We start from the raw sequence: 18,657 nt of genomic DNA, 5'->3' as shown, positions 1-18,657 counted from the left end.
GCCCTCCCCCGCCCATCGCGCGGGGCCGTCGACCTCACACGAGCGACCAGCCGCGGGCGCGGGTGCGCCGGGTCCAGAAGTCGCGATAGGGGCCGTCGATCTCCACGAGCCGGGCATGCCGGCCCCTTTGAGCGACATGCCCGTCGTCGTCGAGCACCACCACCTGGTCGGCGGCGGCGATCGTCTCCAGCTTGTGAGCGATGACGATGAGTGTCGAGGTGCGTCGCAGCTCCTCGATGGCGGTGACGATGTGAGCCTCGTTCTCGGCGTCCAGAGCGCTCGTGGCCTCGTCCAGCAAGACGATCGGCGCGCGCTTGAGCAGGGCGCGGGCGATGGACACGCGCTGGCGCTCGCCGCCGGACAGGGCGCGCCCGCCCTCGCCGACGCGCGCGTCCCAGCCGCCGGGCAGACGCTCGACGATCTCGGTGACGCCGGCGAGGTCCGCGGCCCAGCGCACCTGGGCGTCGGCGGCGTCCGCCTCTCCGACGCGGATGTTGGCGGCCAGGGTGTCGTCGAAGAGGTAAACGTCCTGGAAGACCATGGACAGCTGCTCCATGAGCTGAGCCGTCGGCATGTCACGCACGTCGGTGCCGCCCACGCGCACCGTCCCGCGGTCCGCATCCCAGAAACGGGCGATGAGTCGGGCGATCGTCGTCTTCCCGGACCCCGACGGACCGACGATCGCGCACATGGAGCGCGCGGGCGCCGTCAATGAGACGCCGTCGAGCACCCGAACGTCCTCCTGGTAGCCGAAGACGACATCGTCGAGCTCCACCGCCCCAGGCTCGGCCAGCTCGGCGCGTTCGCCCGGCTCGTCCATGACGGGGGCGTCCATGACGGCGTCGAGATGGTTCATCATCTGCCGGCGCTCCTCCAGACTGAGCACGGCGGCGCCGTCATCATCGAGCATGGTGGTAAAGCGCAGGCACATGCCGATGGTGGCGATGGCGGGCAGAGGGCCCATGGTGCCGGCGACGGCGAAGAAGGCGGTGAGCACGATCATGCCGACGACGACGATCTGGGTGAGGACCCCGGACAGGAGGTTCCCGCCGGTCGCCCACCACAGGGCGCGGCGGGAGGCGCGCAACCCGTCAGCGAAGGCGGCCGTCAGACGTCCGTAGCGCCCCACCGCGCGGCACGAGCGCAAGGCGCCCTGGCACCGGGCGAGCTCGACGACGCGGATGGCGAGCTCGCGCTCGGCGGGCTCGGAGACGGCCTTGCCGTGGTCGAGCAGACGGCGCGCCAGAGCTATGAGCAGCGCCATGACCGGCGCGCCGATGGTCAGGAACATGCCCAGCCGCCAGTCCCAGACCCACGAGCCGATCCAGATGACCGCGCAGCCCGCGGACGTCGAGACGATCCTGTACAGGAAATGGGCGGCGGACTCGCCCAATGAAAGCATCTCCTGGCTGACGGCCCGCGACATGGTGCCGGCCGTGTCGGAGTCGAACCACCGCAGAGGCAGGCGGGCGATCTTAGCTCCGACGGCGTGGTGAACGTCGCGCATGAAGCCGAGCGCCCCGATCATGCCGGCGCGCTGTCCCCGGAAGTCGGAGACGGTGCTGGCGACGGCGCAGGCCACGAGCACAAGCAGCCATGAACCGAAGCTCAGGCCCCAGGCGGGCGCCCCGCTGGCGAGGGCCACGGAGGCGGGCAGGAGCACCAGAAGGGCCAGACCCGAGAAGACGCCGTTGAGCGCACCCAGGACGAGCCCCCTCACCAGGTGCGTCCAGGAATCCTCCGTCATGAGCCGGTGATAGCGGGCCAGCAGGGAGCGGCCGGTCCGGCGGGCACCGGCGCGGGGCGACGGGTCCGGTCCGCCCCCCTCCGGCTCGCCGTCCGGCGCGCCGCCCGGGGAGGGACCGGATGCGCGGCCATCGGCCTCCGGATGGGCCTCCCCGGGCGCCGGTGCGCCGTCGTCATCCTCCAGCAGGCCGGATTGACGCAGCAGGGCGCGGTAGTGGGGTTCGCCCACCAGCTCCTCGTGGGATCCGAAGGCGACGACGCGGCCCCGCTCCATGACGGCGATGCGGTGCGCCCCGTGGACGGCGGCGGGCCGGTGGGCGATGACGAGCACGGTCCGGCCGCGCACCAGGGCGCTCAGCGCCTCCTGGATCTCGGCCTCGGAGTCCGGATCGGCCATGGCGGTGGCCTCGTCCATGAGGAGAACGGGGGTGTTCAGCAGGAGGGCGCGGGCGATGGCGATGCGCTGCTCCTGCCCGCCGGATAGGGCGGTCTCCCGCCCCAGAAGAGTGTCGTAGCCGTGGGGAAGGGCCATGATCTCCTCGTCGATCCGGGCCGCGCGAGCGGCGGCGCGCACCTGGTCATCGGTCGCCTCGGGCCGGCCGAGGGCGATGTTCTCGCGCACGGTGGCGCCCAGTAGCTGAGCGTCCTGGAGGACGAAGGAAACGGTGGAGTACAGGGTCTCCTCGTCCATGTCGCGCAGATCCACCCCGCCGATGCGCACCGCTCCGGCATCGGGGTCGGCGAAGCGGGCGATGAGGGTCGCCAGGGTCGATTTGCCGGAGCCGGAGGGACCCAGCAGCGCGGTGACGGTGCCGGGCTCCAGGGTGAGGCTGACGTCGTCGACGGCCAGGGTATCCCCGTAGGAGAAGGAGACGTCGTCGATCTCGACGCGGGCGCCGTCGGGCCGCCTGGGCGCGGCGGGCGCGGGCAGGACGGGGGTGTCGAGGACATCGCACAGGCGCAGGGCGGCAGCGCCCGCCATCTGGTAGGACCAGGAGATCGTCACGATGGTGACGAGCGCCCCGGGCAGGACGAGGGCGATGAGAGTGGCCGCCAGGACCTGCGCCGGGGTGACCGTTCCGGCGTGGATGAGTAGGGCGCCGCCACTAAGGTCGACGAGCAGGACGATCGGGGTCGACACCCACGTGAAGGACAGGCAGCTGACCGTCATGAGCGGCATTGCCCAGTCGCGGTAGAAGCGAGCGAAGGCGTCGGCAGCGGCCAGATAGGCGCTGTGGGCCCGGCCGACCCGCCCGAAGGCCTTGACCACGGAAATACCGGAGACGAACTCAACCATGGTGGAGGACACATCCGCCAGCCTGCGGTCCATTTCCACCGTCTTCTCCTTCATGCCCTTCAAGGAGAAGGAGTAGGTGATGACGTACAGGGGGACGGTCGCCACCGCCAGGAGGGCCAGACGCCAGTCGATCCACACGGCGCAGGCCAGCAGTGCCAGAGGGGAGACGACGGCGTTGAGGCGTTCGACGGGAGCGTGGGCTATGACGGTGTGGACGGCGGTGGTGTCGTCCTGGACCGCCTTGCGGATGCGTCCAGAGGTGGAGTCGGTGAACCAGGACAGCGGGGCCCGGCAGATGCGCTCGACGATGTCGCGGCGCAGCCGGTCGCGCAGTTTCAGGTCCGCCAGGTGGGTGATGAGCAGAGCGACGAAGTACAGCAGGAGACGCCCGGAGTAGGCGCTGACGAGGAACATGACGACGCCGCGCACCCGCTGCCCGTCGGGGGCCAGACCGGCGTGGTAGGCGTCCAGGAGGATATCGCCCAGGCGCACGAGCGCGACGTAGGGGGCCACGGCCAGCAGGCCGGAGAGGACGACGAGCACCTGGCCGACCCGCAGGGCGGGGCGCACCGGGGCGCCCAGACGTCTGAGGGCGGCCTGGCCCCGGCGGGATCGGCCGGCGTCGTCCTGCGAGACCGGCGCGCTCCGCCCGGGCCCGTCGGCCCCGGTGGACGGGGCCGGATCGTGCTCGGCCAGCGACCCGCCCTCGCGGGGCGCGGCGGGTGCGGACCGAGGTGCCGATGACGTGACGTGGCTGTTCACTGGATGCCTCAATCTAATGCTGAACGGCTTTCATATTTGACTGAGGTCGACCTTACCGCGACTGCCCTCCGGCCGACAAGCACCGTCGTCAACCGCTACTGTGGGTCCATGTGCGGACGCAGGACCGGGAGTCGGACGAGACCGGGGCGCCCCACCGGTCCCAAGCCGGGATTCTCCCGCAAGGACGTCGTCGCCGCGGCCCTGGACATCGGCGTCGCCGACTTCACGCTGACGGCGGTCGCCGGCCGCCTGGGAGTGGCGGTCTCGGGCCTGTACCGCGCCATCTCCTCGCGCGAGGACCTGCTGCGCGCCTGCCTGAGCGAGCTCGCCACGCGGATCGCGTTCTCCCCCGATCCCGCCGACTGGCGCCGCAACGCGCACAACCAGGCGGATGCCCTGTGGGCGCTGCTCGAGGCCCACCCCGGCCTCGACCGCCTCCTGATCGGCGTCCCCTGGACGGCCGAGTACTTCGGGGAGACGATCAGCGCCGCGCACCGCGCATTCACGGCCGCCGGCATGAGCGAGGAGGACTCCGCCCTCGCCGTCGACATGATCGGTGATACCACCATCGCCTCGCACGTCGGCGTCGCCGCCCTGCGCGCGGACTGGCTGAGCGACGCCGGCCCGCCGAGCTACAGCACACTGCCGGCGATGTTCCGCCCCGACCGCTCCTGGCTGGAACGCGGTTGGCTCGACGGCAAGATCGACCTCGTCGTCGACGGCCTCCAAGCCCGACTGAGCGGCGCCTCGCAACCCGCACGACCATCACGAGTACAAGCATGAGGCACCCCTCCCGCCCGGGCGGCGGGCGGAATCACGATCGAGGACATCGAAGGCCTCGAAGGCGCGGGGCTGCGGGGCGGGCCCCGCCCCGCAGCCCCCCACCGCAGCCCCGCCGGGGCCAGCGGCGCCCGCTCAGCGCCGCTCCTCGTTCAGGCGTGCGCCTTCTGTCCCTTCCACAGGGCGTGCCCCATGTCGCGGTTGAGGCGCGTAATAACCTCCAGCGGCACGGACTTGGGGCACACCGCAGCGCATTCGCCGATGTTCGTGCACCCGCCGAAGCCCTCGGCGTCATGCTGATTCAGCATGCTCACCACACGGGCGAGGCGCTCGGGCTGGCCCTGCGGAAGCAGACCCAGATGGGAGATCTTCGCCCCGGTGAACAGCATGGCTGACGCGTTGGGACAGGCCGCCACGCAGGCGCCGCAGCCGATGCAGGCGGCGGCCTCGAAGGCGGCGTCGGCCTTCTCCTTGCGCACCGGCACGGAGTGGGCCTCAGGGGCGGCGCCGGTGTTGACCGAGATGTAGCCGCCGGCCTGGACGACGCGGTCCAGCGCGGAACGGTCGACGACGAGATCCTTGAGGATCGGGAAGCCCGCCGAGCGCCACGGCTCGATGGTGATGGTGCCGCCGTCCTTGAAAGATGGGTCCTCCGCCAGATGACGCATATGCAGCTGGCAGGTCGTCGAACGGATCGGGCCGTGCGCCTGGCCGTTGATGACAACGCCGCACTGCCCGCAAATGCCCTCCCGACAGTCCGAGTCGAAGGCGACCGGCTCCTCGCCCGCGGCGAAGAGCTGCTCGTTGAGCAGATCGAGGACCTCGAGGAAGCTCATGTGCTCCTCGACGCCGGACATCGGGTAGACCTCGAAGTGCCCCTCGGAGTTCTGGTCCTGCTGCCGCCAGATCTTGAGCTTGATGTTCACTTGTAACTCCGCTGCTTGAGCTCGATGTCCTTGTAGATGAGATCCTCCTTGTGGAGGATCGGCGGCTGGTTCTCCCCGCCCCACTCCCACGCGGCGACATAGAGGAACTCGTCGTCATGACGCAGAGCCTCCCCCTCAGGGGTCTGGGACTCGGCGCGGAAGTGGCCGCCGCAGGACTCACGACGGTGCAGGGCGTCGATGCACATGAGCTCGGCCAACTCGAAGAAGTCGAGCAGGCGGCCCGCCTTCTCCAGAGCCTGGTTGAGCTCATCGGCCTTGCCCGTGACGCGGGCATCGCGCCAGAAGTCCTCCTTGAGGGCCCGGATCTGCTTGATGGCCTCGCGCAAACCGGCGTCGCACCGCTCCATGCCGCAGTACTCCCACATGATGCGTCCCAGCGCCATGTGGAAGTCATCCACGCTGCGGGTACCGCGCAATGCCATGAGACGCGCGATGCGCTCCTCGACTCCCCGCCTCGCCTCGGCGATCTCGGGGGCGTTCGGATCGGGTTTGCCCAGCCGGAGCATGTCCGCCAGGTAGTCGTTCATCGTGTCCGGCAGGACGAAGTAGCCGTCGGCCAGCCCCTGCATGAGGGCGGAGGCGCCCAGACGGTTGGCGCCGTGATCGGAGAAATTGGCCTCACCGCCCACGTACAGGCCCGGGATATTGGACTCCAGGTCGTAGTCGACCCACAGGCCGCCCATCGTGTAATGGACCGCCGGGTAGATGCGCATCGGCACCTCGTAGGGGTCGTCCCCCGTGATGCGCTGGTACATCTCGAACAGGTTCCCGTACCGGGCGCTCACCCGCTCCCTGCCCAGACGGCCGATGGCCTCGGAGAAGTCGAGGTAGACGCCGCGGCGCATCATGCGCTCGTTGCCCGCTGCATCGCGCTCCTTGATGGCCGGGCCCACGCCGCGGCCCTCGTCGCACATGTTCTTGGCCTGGCGCGAGGCGATGTCGCGCGGGACCAGGTTGCCGAAGGCGGGATAGATGCGCTCGAGGTAGTAATCGCGGTCCTCCTCCGGGATCCGGCGCGGGTCCTTGTCGCAGTCCTCGGCCCTCTTGGGAACCCAGATGCGGCCGTCGTTGCGCAGCGACTCGCTCATGAGGGTCAGCTTGGACTGGAAATCGCCCGACTGCGGGATGCAGGTCGGGTGGATCTGCGTGTAGCAGGGGTTGGCGAAGTACGCGCCCCTGCGATGGGCGCGCCACACGGCGGTGGCGTTGCAGCCCATCGCGTTGGTCGATAGGAAGAAGACGTTGCCGTAGCCGCCCGTGCACAGCACGACGGCGTCCGCCAGATGCGTCTCGATCTCACCGGTGACCATGTCACGGGTCACAATACCCCGGGCCCGCCCGTCGATGAGGATCAGCTCGACCATCTCGTGGCGGCGGAACTCCTCGACCGTGCCGGTGTGCACCTGGCGCTCCAAGGCCTGGTAAGCACCGATGAGAAGCTGCTGGCCCGTCTGACCACGGGCGTAGAAGGTGCGCGAGACCTGGACTCCACCGAAAGAGCGGTTGTCCAGCAGGCCGCCGTACTCACGGGCGAAGGGCACGCCCTGGGCCACGCACTGGTCGATGATGTTGGTGCTGACCTCGGCCAGACGGTAGACGTTGTCCTCACGAGCGCGGTAGTCGCCGCCCTTGACCGTGTCGTAGAAGAGCCGGTAGACGGAGTCGCCGTCGTTGCGGTAGTTCTTCGCGGCGTTGATGCCGCCCTGGGCGGCGATGGAGTGCGCGCGCCGAGCGGAGTCCTGGTAGAAGAACACTTTGACGTTGTAGCCCTGCTCGCCCAGAGAGGCGGCCGCGGCGCCGCCGGCCAGGCCGGAGCCGACGACGATGATGTCGAGCTTGCGACGGTTGGCCGGGTTGACGAGCTGGGCCTCGAATTTGCGCTGCTCCCAGCGCCGGGAGATCGGTACGGCGTGGGGGGCCTTGGTGTCGGCGATCTTCTCGCCCTCGGTGTACAGGCCCTCGATGAGTTCAGTCATGGTCTTCACTCTCAGTGGGAAAGGACGATGCCGGCCTCGGTGGCCTTCATCGCGTACTCGGCGGTGCCCATGGGCGCCGGCACCCAACCGAGGAGGATGGCGGTGGGCACGCACATGAAGGCGACGAACAGGCCGAAGGCGACGATGAAGGCAATCAGGCGGACGAAGGGGACGGTGTTGCCGCGGGTGGCGCCCAGGGTCTGCAGAGCGGACCACACGCCGTGCCACACGTGCAGACACAGGGCCGCGAGTGCCACGAGGTAAATGAGGTAGACCCACCACAGCTGGAAGCCGTACCACATGTTCATGTACGCGCGCCCGTGCTCGTAGTGACCGCCGGGGGTCAGCGTCAGGGTGGTGAACTGCAGAATGTGCCACACGACGAACAGCAGCAGGATGACGCCGCCCCAGCGCATAGTGCGCATGGCGTAGCGGGAGGCGAAGTACTCGGCACCGGGCTTCTTGACGGCGTACCTGTCCGTACCGCGGGCCTTCCTGTTGCGGATCCACAAGTGGAAGGCGCTTCCGGCGTGCACCGCCAGGCACGCCAGCAGCAGGACCCTCAGGATCCACAGCACGCCGCCGTGCGGGACGATCGGGACGAGCAGCTCGCGCAGGAAGTACGCGTAGTGGTCGTAGGCGATCTCGCCCTCGAAGTAGTGAGTGTTGCCGTAAGCGTGGAAGAGGACGAAGACGATGAAGAAGAGGCCCGACCAGGCCATCAGGCGCTTCATGAAGACCGTCGTCGAGAACGCGGCCCTCTTCTTCTTGGAGGGAACAGACGTATTGGCCACGAGAGCAGATTAGCGAGATCGGGCCAGCCGATGGTCCCAGATCGCGCCGTCCGCCGCCTCTCCCGAGGTCGCTCCCCCGCCATCACGCCGAAAGACCCGGATCACACCCCGCCCGCGGAGCCCCTCCGAGCAGGCCGACGGAACGCGGGCCGCGCACATTCCGTGAGGAGATTGTCAGTCAAATGATGATCATGACGCAACGGTCCGACGTGTGCTCACCCGCTCAGCGCCGGCCCGGCCCGGGACGCCGGCCCGGCGTCGACCGCCTCCACCCCCACCGGCCCCACGACGCCCGTCGGCCCGGGTCGCCCGGGCTCGTCGTCCTGCGCGCCGACGGATGCGCGCATGACGAGCGCGTCCTCGACCGGCTCCCGGTAGTAGCGCCGTCGGGAGCCGACGGGAACGAAGCCGTGATGCGCGTAGAGACTGCGGGCACTGGCATTCGAGACGCGGACCTCCAGGAGCACGCCGGTGCAGCCGGCCTCGCCGGCGCACCGCAGCAGGTGGGTGAGCATGAGGCCGGCCAAACCCCGCCGACGAACCGCCGGGAGGGTGGCGATGGTGAGCAGATCAGCGTCCCCGGCGCCATCGCCAAACCAGAGCCCGGCGTATCCCAGAACCGCTCCGTCACCACCGGCGGCATCGTCGTCCGTGTCGACCCCCTCCCGTGACCGCTCGAGGACGACGTAGCACCGGTCGGCGTGAGGACCCGTGGCGGCCGCCAGCTCGGCGCCCAGCAGACTCGGGCTCCACGCCTCCGCCCCGAACAGGGCGGTCTCCATCCGGCAGACCGCTGGAAGGTCGCGCTCCTCCATGGGTCGCAGGCGCACGCCGTCGCACGAGGCTCGGCCCGCCCGCCCGGACGGTCGTGATGACGCAGCGCGCCGGTTCGAGGTTCTCACAGCGTTCGCCCGCGCCCGGCGGGCATGTGCACGTCGGCGTGACGCAGATACAGCGGCTCGGCGGGCAGCACCGCTCCGGGCCCGGCATCGGCGAGCCGGGTCAGAGCGACGCGGATCTGGGCGGCGGGGTCGCCGGAAACGGGCGCGAGCACCACACGCCCGGCCGCCAGGTGCGGGTAGAGGACGGCGCCCGAGCCGGCCACGGCATCGACGCCGCCGAGCCGGACCGCGGCATCGGGGGCGAGCACTGCCGGAGAGTCGAGGGGCTCAACGTCATCGGCTCCCCGGGCGCGGTAGCGGGCGGCGTAGACCTCGTGGCGGCGGGCATCGGTGACCACGAGAACGCTCTCCCCGCCGCCCCCGCCGGCACGGGCGATCTCGTCGAAGGCGGCGCGGGCGACGGCGTCCAGGCTCGGCACGCCGTGGACGGGCACGCCGCGGGCGCGCCCGAGCGCGCGGGCGGTCACCAGGCCGGCGCGCAGACCGGTGAAGGGCGCGGGACCGGTGGCGGCGATGACGGCGTCCAGCGGATGATCGGCGACCCCCGGAGCGGCAAGGACCCGAGCGAGCATGGCCCCCAGGGACTCGGCGTGGCGGCGGGGACTGGACTGCTCCGCACGGCTGAGCACGCTCAGGGCCGTGCCCGCGGTACCGGGCCCCGCATCGGCGACGAGAAGACTGGAGCCGAGGGAGGAGTCGATGGAGACGATGCGCACGACCACAAGCCTAGGCCCTCGCCAACGGCCGGGGTGCGGCGGCTCACGGGGCCGGTTCGGGGTCCTCGGTTCGGGTCGAGGAGGGGGCCTCGCGCAGAGGCGCCAGGACGCGCCGCTCGTGCACGAAGGTGATGGTGACGACGAGCGTACCGATGACGAGCACCCCCAGACCGGTGTAGAGGATGCCCAGGTCAGGCTTCCGAGGGGACTTCCTGGATTCGGAGCCGTCGACGTCGGAGCTGCCATGCGCGCGCTCACGGAGCACCTGGGCGTAGGAGGACAGGTCGACCGGTCCGGCCAGGCCGGATGCCGCCTGCTCGTCCAGTGCCGTGACGAGGCCGTCGTCCAGGGCGTACCAGGCGTCGGAGAGGACAGGGTCGGAGTAGTCCGCCGAGGCCGCCCCGCTCGGCCCCGGCGTGCTCGTCTCGGCCTGCGCCCGCGACGGGGCCGAGGACACGAGCGGGGTCGCTCCACCCGTCGCGGAGGCCACCACCGACTCGCGCAGGACGACGGCCTGCTCGGGCAGGGCCGCGAGCGCCCCGGCCAGGACGGCGTCATCCTGCACGGTCCCCGACGGCTGCGGCTCGCCGCCGCTCCCGACGTCCGTCGTGTCCCCGGTGTCGATGACGAGCACGCCGACCGGTGTCTGCCCGCAGGAGATGACGGCGGCCCAGGTCGACGTCGGTTCGGTGGGGTCGTCCAGATCGGTGGCGCTGAGAACGCCGGTCGACCAGGTCTCCACCTCGATCGGCGGCGAAACGGAGGCGTCCGGGCCGACAGCCTGGCGAGCGAGGTCCAGTCCCGGACCGTCCGCCCAGTCCTGGACCTGCGCGCCCGCCCCGGTCGGCGCCGGAGCGGGTGAGACGGTCTGCGCCAGCGCCTGCGGGCCGGGCCGGAGCATAAGCGCCAGGAGGACGAGGATCAGGAGCCCTCCGGTCAGGCGCCGCCGGATGCGCACGTGCCCGCCCTTCATGCTCGTAGACGGGTCAGATCGACGCCGGCCCACCTCGGGCCGATCGCGGTGATGGTGACGGCGCGCCGTCCATCCTCGGCGCCGGCCGGATCGGTGACGGCGGACCGAGCGCCGCTCGCTCCGATCGCGCCGCCGCGGGGTCGGGTGATGACGATCTCGAGGCGGTCGGGCGACAGGGCCTCCACTTTGTGCCGCCCCCACTCGACGACGGTGACGGAGTCGGCCATGGAGGAGTCCAGGTCGAGGGCGTCGACCTCCTCCAGGGAGTCCAGACGATAGGCGTCCACATGGATGAGGTCGGGTCCGCCGGTGAGCGCCGGGTGAACGCGGGCGATGATGAAGGTCGGGGAGCAGACGCGCCCGCGCACTCCCATAGCGGCGCCCACGCCCTGCGCGAGGGTGGTCTTGCCCGCCCCCAGATCCCCCGAGAGCATGACGAGGTCGCCGGCCCTCAGCAGGGCGGCCAGGCGCTCGCCCAGGGCCCGGGTCTCCTCGGCGCCGTTGGTCTCGACGGCCGTCTCGTGGCGCCGCTCGCCGCCCAGCATCGGGATGTGACCGGTCATCTCTCCTCCTCGTGCCCGGCGCCCAGACACACGCGGGGGACGCGAGCGCCCAGGCGGGTGACAATCTCGTAGCCGATGGTGCCGCAGACCTCGGCCCACTCCTGGGCCGTCGCAGTGGCGGGGTCGGCTCCGGGCGCGGTCGGGTCGCCCCACAGCACGGCGATGTCGCCCGCGGCGGCGGGCGCGCCATCGGAGCCGTCAGCGGGTCCGAGGTCGATGACGACCTGGTCCATGCAGACCTTGCCGACCACGTGGGTGCGCCGGCCGCCGACCGCGACGGGGCCGGCGGAGGCGGCCGCGCGCGGCAGACCGTCGGCGTAGCCAAGGGGAATGAGGCCGAGCCACCGGTCGGTGGGCGTCATCCAGGTTCCGCCGTAGGAGACCGCCCGGCCCGCGGGCACGCGCTTGACCTGGGTCAGAGGCGCCTCGAGGCGCATGACGGGGCGCAGTCCCAGTTCGGCCGCCGTAGCGACGGCGGGGTCGGGCGACAGTCCGTACAGCCCGATGCCGGCGCGTACCAGGTCCAGACGGGAGGCGGGGTGCCACAGGAGCCCGCCGGTGGCGGCCAGGTGGCGCACGCGCGGAGTCAGACCGGCGTTGCGCACGACCGTCTCAGCGGCGCGGAAGCGGGCCAGATGCTCCTCGGTGGACCCGGAGTCGGGTTCATCAGCGCGCGAGAGGTGGGACCACAGGCCGATCACCTCGACGTCGCCCACCTCCTGAGCCGCTCGGGCCGCGACGGCCAGCGCCGGCAGGTCCGCCTCGACGGCGCCGGCCCGGGACATGCCGGTGTCGACCTTGAGGTGGATCCGGGCTCCCGCGGCTCCGGGGTCCTCGGCGCGGCGTGCGGCGGAGGCGGCGGCCAGAGCCGCGAGCTGGTCGGTGGTGGACACCGACAGGTCGAGGTCGGCGTTCAGGGCCCGGCGCAAAGGGGAGCCGGGGGCTGCGGCCCGCTCAGGGGCGAGCACCGGGGCGAGCCAGCACAGCAGACGCGGATGCTCGGGGGCGGGCCCGTCGTCGGGGGAGGGTCGCGCGACGCCGGCGGCGTCGAGCATCTCCCGCAGGTGGAGAGCCTCGGCCAACTGAGCGACGCCGAGCCAGGAGGCGCCGGCGCGCAAGCAGGTGCGGGCCACCGGGCCCAGACCGTGCCCGTAGGCGTCGGCCTTGACCACGGCCATCCAGGGCACGCCGGCTGCGTCGGCCAGGACGCGGGCATTGTGCGCCAGCGCGTCGAGGTCGATGACGGCCCGCGAGGTGGTGGCCGAGCCGGGCCCGGCCGATCCTGCCGGCCGAGAGGATGCTGCGGTGGAGGCTGAGCGAGTCACGCCGCCCATCCTCCCACCACCGCGCAGGCGTGCGGCAAACGGTCGGTCAGGTCGAGGGCCGCCAGCGGGCGCCCCGGCACGCGCCCCGCCGGTCCGACGCACCCCGAGGCGAGCTCGGCGGCGACCGCGTGGAGGCGCACGGCCAGTGCGGTGAACGCCGACGAGTCGACGGCTCGGCCGCCGCGCTCCTCATCGGCGCGCCCCGCGGCCAGGACGGCGCCCAGGATCCCGGCCAGCACGTCGCCACTGCCCGCGGTGGCCAGCCACCCGGGGCCGGAGTCCACCGAGAGCAGATCCGCCGCGACGGGAGGGCCGTCCGAGCACCGGGCGGAGGCGATGAGCGCGGGCGAGCCCTTGAGCAGGACGGTGGCTCCCGTGAGCCGGACCAGGTCGCAGGCGCGCGCGGCCGGCGCGGCCTCAACCTCGGCGCGGGTGACGGAACCCTCCAGCGCCGACAGGAGGGCGGCGGCCTCCCCGGCATGCGGAGTCAGGACGTGCCCGGCGCTGCATCGGGCGCCGGCCCTCAGACGTTCGGCGAGCAGCGGCAGGGCACCGGCGTCGATGACGGCGGGGACGGGTCCCGGGGCGGCGCCGGGCGCGCCCGATCGCCCCCTTCCGACCTCCAGCGCACGTCCCAGGGCGGCGTCGATCTGGGCGGCGCACTCCGGGTCGGCCGGGTCGGTGCCCGGCCCGATGACGAGGGCCTGGCAGCGGCCGGATGCGGGGACGACCTCGGGCCGGCGCGCCAGGACGAGATCCTCGACGCGGCGCGGCGCGCTCAGGCGGACCATGCCGACCCCGCAGCGCACGGCCGCCGAAGCGGCCAGGACGGCGGCGCCGGGGTAGGAGCGGCTGCCCGACCGCAGTCCGACGACGCCGCGGGTGTACTTATGGTCCTCATCATCGGGGATGCGCAGGAGGCGGCCGAGGCCGGCATCGTCCGGCCGCCGAACGAGGGCGTCGGACGCAGCGGGGACGGGCAGGCCGAGGTCGACCACCTCGACGCGCCCGCACGCGCCGGCGGCCGGCGCCAGCAGGTGAGCGCCTTTGAGACAGGTGAAGGTGACGGACAGGTCCGCCCTCAGCACGGGGCCGCTCACGGTGCCGTCGTCCACGCCGGTGCCGCTGGGCACGTCGACCGCCAGGACACGGAACCCGCGTGCTCCCCGGCGTCCCGCGGCAATCAGCGGCGCGACGAGCTCGACGGCCGTCGGCCGCAGAGGGCCGGTCGCGCCGATGCCGGTCAGGCCGTCGATGACGAGGTCGGCGCCGCCCGCCGCGGCGTGCTCGCACGCGGCCGGAGGCGAAGCGGCCGAGCGCACGCCGGCCCGTCGGGCCTCCTCCAGGGCGGCCGCGTGGGGGCGTCCCGTGGCCACCGCCGCGGTGACGTCGCACCCGCGACGAGCCAGGAGCGCGCCCGCCAGCAGGGCGTCGCCGCCGTTATGCCCTCCCCCGACCAGGAGGAGAACGCCCCGGCCCCTCGTCCGGCCCGCGGTGGCGCGCAGCTCACGCACGGCCGCGAGCGCGAGGGCGTGCGCGGCGTGGTGCATGTAACGGTCCGTCGCAGCGGTCAGGCGCCGCTCGGCCTCGGCGACGGCCCCGGCGCGGTAGGCGGTGTCCGGGCGAAGAGTGGGTGCGGTGACCGTGCTCGTCGTGCTCACGTCCCCCATGCTGTCACGCATCGCCGCTCGCACGAATCACCCGCCCCGTCCGGAAGCCCGTTCCGCCGCTGAGGAGGCGGCTCGCCCCGCGACTCACTCCACGGTCACGGACTTGGCCAGATTGCGGGGCTGGTCGACATCGAGGCCCTTCGCCTCGGCCAGCGCGGCCGCGAAGATCTGCAGGGGGACGACGGTCAGCAACGGCCACATGAGCGTGGGGGTCTGGGGGACGCGGATGACGTGGTCGGCGAAGGGCGTGACCGCCTCATCGCCGTCCTCGGCGATGACGATGGTGCGGGCGCCGCGGGCGCGGATCTCCTGGATGTTGGAGATGACTTTGTCGTGCAGGACGGGCCGGCGCGGGGTGGGCACGATGACGAAAACGGGCAGGCCCTCCTCCACCAGGGCGATGGGACCGTGCTTGAGCTCGCCGGCGGCGAAGCCCTCGGCGTGGACGTAGGCGAGCTCCTTGAGCTTGAGCGCCCCCTCCAGGGCGACCGGGAAGCCCACGTGCCGTCCCAGGAAGAGGAAGGAAGGGCGATCCGACAAATCCGCCCCGAGCTCGCGGACGGTCGTCTCCTGCTCGTCGAGGAGCCGCTGGATCTTGGCGGGCATCCTGCCGAGCTGGGCCAGGTAGTCGGCGACCTCGTCGGGCCACTTGTTGCCGCGCAATTGGGCCAGGTAGAGGCCCAGCAGGTAGCAGGCGGTGATCTGGGCGAGGAAAGCCTTGGTGGAGGCCACGGCGACCTCGGGTCCGGCATGGGTGTAGAGGACGGCGTCGGCCTCACGGGCGATGGTCGAGCCGTAGGTGTTGACGATTGCCAGCACGCGCGAGCCCTGCTCGCGGGCGTGGCGCACGGCCTGAATGGTGTCCATGGTCTCCCCGGACTGGGAGATCGCCACCGTCAGAGTCTTCTCGCTCACGATGGGGTCGCGGTAGCGGAATTCGTGGGCCAGTTCGATCTCAACCGGCACGCGGCACCAGTGCTCGATGGCGTACTTGGCGACGTGCCCGGCGTAGGCGGCGGTACCGCAGGCGACGACGATGATCTTGTCCACGCTGCGCAGCACCGAGGCGTCGATGCGCATCTCATCGAGGACAAGCTCGCCCTCCTCGTCCACCCGCCCGCGCAGGGTATCGGCGACGGCGGTGGGCTGGTCATGGATCTCCTTGTCCATAAAGGTCTCGTAACCGCCCTTGACCGCAGCCGAGGCGTCCCAGGAGATCTCCCACTCGGTCAGCGCGACGGCGGAGCCGTCCTCGTCCCAGACCCGTACTTCGTCGGCGGTCAGCAGGACGGTCTGGCCGTCGTCGACCTCGGCGGCGCGAGAGGTGAAGGCCACAAAGGCCGCCACGTCGCTGCCCAGGAAATTCTCGCCGTCGCCGAGCCCGATGACCAGCGGGCTGGAGCGCCGGGCGGCGACGACGGCCCCGGGGGCCAGCGGCGTGACGGCCAGAAGGGTGAAGGCTCCCTCGAGGCGCGCGGTGACGGCGCGCATGGACTCCACGAGCAGGAAGGCGACGGCGTCGGGACCGGGGGTCGGCCCGGCCTGCCCGGCCTTCTCGATGCGGGCGGCCAGATCGAGGTCAAGCAGGTGGGCGACAACCTCGGTGTCGGTGTCGGAGACCAGCTCGCGACCGGCGGCCTCGACCTCGGCCCGCAGGGGGCGGAAGTTCTCAATGATGCCGTTGTGGACCACGGCGAGATTGCCGGCGCGGTGCGGGTGGGCGTTGACGGTCGTGGGCCCGCCGTGGGTGGCCCAGCGGGTGTGGCCGATGCCGGTCACGGCCGGGCGCGGCGGGTCGGCGGCCAGCGCGGCGCGCAGATTGTCGAGCTTGCCCGCGGTCTTGACGATGTCGAGGCCGGCGGGCCCGACAAGGGCCACGCCCGCCGAGTCGTAACCGCGGTACTCCAGGCGCCCCAGGCCGTCCATGAGGACGGTCAGCGAGCGGTCCGACGGGGTCTGAGGGCCGACGTGGCCGACGATTCCACACATGTGGATGATGGAACCACGCCCGCCTCGTTCAGACAACGGGTCGCCTCGTACACCATGTGAGACCTGCGGCATCTCGGGCTGCGGAATGCCCGCAGGTGCGCGCGCATCGGGCGGATGCGCCACACTTGCCCGGTGAGCTCCGCCGCCACCGCCGTGCCGACACCGCCGCCATTCCCGCCGCCGCCCTCACCGTCGCCGTACATAGAGCTCGGCCGCGACCAGTGGCGCGCGCTGGCCTCGACCGCTCCCCTGCCGCTGACGCAGACGGACCTGGAGAGCCTGCGCGGCCTGGGCGACCCGATCGACCTGGCGGAGGTCGACGTCGTCTACCGGCCTCTGACGGCTCTGCTGGAGGACTACATCGCAACGGCCCGCGAGCGCGCCCGGCGCATCTCGGACTTCCTGGACGTGGGGCCCCACCCGACTCCCTTCGTCGTCGCGGTGGCCGGCTCGGTGGCGGTGGGCAAGTCGACGACGGCCCGCCTCATCGCCCACCTGCTGGGCCGATTCCCCCAGACACCACGGGTCGCGCTGGTGACCACCGACGGCTTCCTGCTTCCCAACGCCGTGCTGGAGGAGCGCGGCCTGACGGCCCGCAAGGGTTTTCCGGAGTCCTACGACCGGCGGGCCCTGCTCGACTTCGTCGCGGCCGTCAAGTCGGGGGCCGAGCGGGTCAAGGCTCCCGTGTACTCCCACACCGTCTACGACGTCGTGCCCGGGCGGTCCGTCGCGATCGAACGGCCGGACGTCCTGGTGCTCGAGGGTCTCAACGTCCTCCAGCCGGCGCCGCGCGGGCACGGGGCCGACCCGCCCGACCCCCGCAACCGCGCGAGTCGCGCGGCAGAGGCCTCGGCCCTGGCCGTGAGCGACTTCATCGACTTCTCGATCTACGTCGACGCCGACCCGCGGGACATCCGCCGCTGGTATCTCGACCGCTTCCTGACGCTCAAGCGCACGGCCTTCCAGGATCCGGGCTCCTACTTCCAGCGCTACGCGACCGTCCCCGACGACATCGCCCTGGCCGCGGCCGATGAGGTCTGGGAGTCCGTGAACCTGGCGAACCTGCGGGAGAACATCGCTCCGACCCGCGGGCGCGCCACCCTGGTGCTGCGCAAGGACGCCGACCACCACATGACGCGGGTCCTGCTGCGCAAGATCTGAGTGGCTCGGACCGGCCCACCGGCCCACTCCGATCATCTCAGGGCGCTGCCGCCGTCGAAGTACCGGGGGCCCGAGGCGACGACGTTCTCGAGCCGCTCGCGCTGATCCGCGGTCAGGCGCACGTCACGGGCGGCGAGGTCGGCGGCCAGATGGCGCGGGCTGGTCGTACCGGGGATGGGGACAACGTCGTCGCCCTTGGCCAGCAGCCAGGCGAGCGCCACCTGCGCGGGGGACGCCCCGAGTTCGTCGGCGACCTCGCGGACGATGGCGACCTGACGGAGGTTCTCGATCAGGTTGGCGCGCCGCCATCGGGGCAGAAGACGTCGGAAGTCCAGGAGGGGCAGGTTCGTGGTCGCCGCGGCCGAGCCGGTGAGCATGCCGCGCCCCAGCGGGCTGTAGGCCACAATCCCGATGCCCAGCTCGCGGGCAACGGCGAGCGCGCCGGCCTCCGGGTCGCGGGTGAACAGGGACCATTCCATCTGGATGGCGGTCAGGGGGTGGACGGCGTGGGCGCGGCGGATCTGGTCGGGCGCGGCTTCACTGACGCCCAGGTGGCGGATCTTCCCGGCGGTCACGGCCTCGGCCATGGCGCCGATGGACTCCTCGACCGGCACCGTCGGGTCGACGCGGTGGAGGTAGTACAGGTCGATGCGATCGGTTCCGAGCCGGCGCAGGGACCGGTCGATCGCACGGCGGATGCGTTCGGGTCGGCCGTCGAACCCGACCGGCAGCCCGAGCCCGGGCAGGGTGCGAATACCGGTCTTGGTCGCGATGACGACGTTATCGCGGTGCCGCCCCAGAGCCGCGCCCAGGACGGACTCGCTGGAGCCGCGACCGTACATCTCGGCCGTGTCGAACAGAGTGATCCCGGCTTCAAGGGCACGGGCGACGGTCCGACGGGCCGAGGCGGTGTCGGGCCGCCCGTAGGCCGTCGCCATGCCCAAGCAGCCCAGACCGATGTCGCTGACATCGAGATCTCCCAGATGACGCATACGTCCTCCAAACACGAGTAGTTACTCGTAAATGATACGAGTTCATACTCGTATTTTCACATAC

General features: G+C 71.7%; 14 protein-coding genes. 2 read left to right on the top strand and 12 right to left on the bottom strand.

The window, feature by feature from the left end:
- Positions 1–34 precede the first annotated feature (34 nt).
- Entirely contained in the window at positions 35–3,805 is a 3,771-nt protein-coding gene (locus HMPREF9062_RS12475; RefSeq protein ID WP_009748943.1) for an ABC transporter ATP-binding protein, read from the bottom strand.
- 108 nt (positions 3,806–3,913) lie between these two features.
- On the opposite strand from HMPREF9062_RS12475, the gene HMPREF9062_RS04900 reads away from it, so the two are divergent.
- Entirely contained in the window at positions 3,914–4,588 is a 675-nt protein-coding gene (locus tag HMPREF9062_RS04900; RefSeq protein ID WP_009748942.1) for a TetR/AcrR family transcriptional regulator, read from the top strand.
- A gap of 149 nt (positions 4,589–4,737) precedes the next feature.
- Here HMPREF9062_RS04900 and HMPREF9062_RS04895 read toward each other — a convergent pair whose 3' ends face one another.
- The 10 genes from HMPREF9062_RS04895 to glmS all read right to left on the bottom strand — a co-directional run bounded on the left by HMPREF9062_RS04895 (position 4,738) and on the right by glmS (position 16,440).
- A complete protein-coding gene (locus tag HMPREF9062_RS04895) occupies positions 4,738–5,511 on the bottom strand; it encodes a succinate dehydrogenase/fumarate reductase iron-sulfur subunit (protein WP_009748940.1) in 774 nt (257 codons plus the stop codon).
- On the bottom strand, positions 5,508–7,508 hold the full coding sequence (locus HMPREF9062_RS04890) for a fumarate reductase/succinate dehydrogenase flavoprotein subunit (RefSeq protein ID WP_009748939.1): 2,001 nt from the start codon (positions 7,506–7,508) through the stop codon (positions 5,508–5,510). Before HMPREF9062_RS04890 ends, HMPREF9062_RS04895 begins: the two co-directional genes overlap by 4 nt.
- Positions 7,509–7,519: 11 nt before the next feature.
- A complete protein-coding gene (locus HMPREF9062_RS04885; RefSeq protein ID WP_009748938.1) occupies positions 7,520–8,302 on the bottom strand; it encodes a succinate dehydrogenase cytochrome b subunit in 783 nt (260 codons plus the stop codon).
- A gap of 215 nt (positions 8,303–8,517) precedes the next feature.
- Positions 8,518–9,117, bottom strand: coding sequence for a GNAT family N-acetyltransferase (locus tag HMPREF9062_RS04880; protein WP_009748937.1), 600 nt, complete (start codon positions 9,115–9,117; stop codon positions 8,518–8,520).
- A gap of 83 nt (positions 9,118–9,200) precedes the next feature.
- On the bottom strand, positions 9,201–9,920 hold the full coding sequence (gene tsaB / locus HMPREF9062_RS04875) for a tRNA (adenosine(37)-N6)-threonylcarbamoyltransferase complex dimerization subunit type 1 TsaB (protein WP_034254734.1): 720 nt from the start codon (positions 9,918–9,920) through the stop codon (positions 9,201–9,203).
- Between the two features lie 43 nt (positions 9,921–9,963).
- Positions 9,964–10,893: a hypothetical protein gene (locus HMPREF9062_RS04870; protein WP_009748935.1), complete on the bottom strand. Its 930-nt coding sequence runs from the start codon at positions 10,891–10,893 to the stop codon at positions 9,964–9,966.
- The gene (tsaE, locus tag HMPREF9062_RS04865) at positions 10,890–11,456 is read right to left on the bottom strand and encodes a tRNA (adenosine(37)-N6)-threonylcarbamoyltransferase complex ATPase subunit type 1 TsaE (RefSeq protein WP_009748934.1); all 567 of its coding nucleotides are present in this window, start codon (positions 11,454–11,456) and stop codon (positions 10,890–10,892) included. Before tsaE ends, HMPREF9062_RS04870 begins: the two co-directional genes overlap by 4 nt.
- Positions 11,453–12,790: an alanine racemase gene (alr, locus tag HMPREF9062_RS04860; RefSeq protein WP_009748933.1), complete on the bottom strand. Its 1,338-nt coding sequence runs from the start codon at positions 12,788–12,790 to the stop codon at positions 11,453–11,455. Before alr ends, tsaE begins: the two co-directional genes overlap by 4 nt.
- Positions 12,778–14,451: an NAD(P)H-hydrate epimerase gene (locus tag HMPREF9062_RS04855; RefSeq protein ID WP_156789973.1), complete on the bottom strand. Its 1,674-nt coding sequence runs from the start codon at positions 14,449–14,451 to the stop codon at positions 12,778–12,780. The genes alr and HMPREF9062_RS04855 overlap by 13 nt, the downstream gene beginning before the upstream one ends.
- A gap of 84 nt (positions 14,452–14,535) precedes the next feature.
- On the bottom strand, positions 14,536–16,440 hold the full coding sequence (glmS, locus tag HMPREF9062_RS04850) for a glutamine--fructose-6-phosphate transaminase (isomerizing) (protein ID WP_009748931.1): 1,905 nt from the start codon (positions 16,438–16,440) through the stop codon (positions 14,536–14,538).
- 114 nt (positions 16,441–16,554) lie between these two features.
- On the opposite strand from glmS, the gene coaA reads away from it, so the two are divergent.
- A complete protein-coding gene (gene coaA, locus HMPREF9062_RS04845; protein ID WP_009748930.1) occupies positions 16,555–17,601 on the top strand; it encodes a type I pantothenate kinase in 1,047 nt (348 codons plus the stop codon).
- Between the two features lie 32 nt (positions 17,602–17,633).
- On the opposite strand, the gene HMPREF9062_RS04840 is transcribed toward coaA, so the two are convergent.
- Positions 17,634–18,593 carry an aldo/keto reductase gene (locus tag HMPREF9062_RS04840; RefSeq protein WP_009748929.1) on the bottom strand — a complete coding sequence of 320 codons (960 nt, stop codon included), beginning with the start codon at positions 18,591–18,593 and terminating at the stop codon, positions 17,634–17,636.
- Positions 18,594–18,657: the final 64 nt, after the last annotated feature.

Origin of the sequence: Actinomyces sp. oral taxon 448 str. F0400, from assembly GCF_000220835.1 — a bacterium.
Lineage (GTDB): Bacteria > Actinomycetota > Actinomycetes > Actinomycetales > Actinomycetaceae > Actinomyces.
The sequence above is the reverse complement of the archived record's forward strand: the minus strand, read 5'-3'. Positions and strand labels throughout refer to the sequence as shown.